Source organism: Bacillus sp. MM2020_4, from assembly GCF_011250555.1.
Classification (GTDB): Bacteria; Bacillota; Bacilli; order Bacillales; family Cytobacillaceae; genus Neobacillus.
The window spans coordinates 1-300 of the sequence record NZ_JAANMZ010000125.1 but is presented as its reverse complement, the minus strand read 5'-3'; the positions used below and the strand labels follow the sequence as shown (position 1 = coordinate 300).

General features: G+C 42.0%; 1 protein-coding gene. It reads right to left on the bottom strand.

The window, feature by feature from the left end:
* Positions 1-300, bottom strand: a 300-nt coding sequence (locus G6554_RS25425; RefSeq protein WP_207627759.1) for a DoxX family protein, incomplete at both ends; no start/stop codon positions are given.

Below are 300 nucleotides of genomic sequence, written 5' to 3'. Positions count from 1 at the left end.
AGAAATTCATGACCATACCCATTAGGGTCGCAAAGTTCGTAAGAAGACCTAGGATTAAGGCTATTCCGACTAATACTTCGCCCCATTGCACTAAGAAAGAAAATAGATCCGCGTTTGGCAAGGCAACTTGTTCTAAGAATTTTGCCCACCAGCCTTGTACTGCTGGGTGCTCTCCCGTGCTAGAAGCAATCGCTCCTTTTAAAAATCCACTTGCATCAAATCCGCCACTTGTTATTTTTCCATAACCTGCATGTAAAAATTCATAGCCTATATAAACACGAATGATAGCTAAAATCCCGG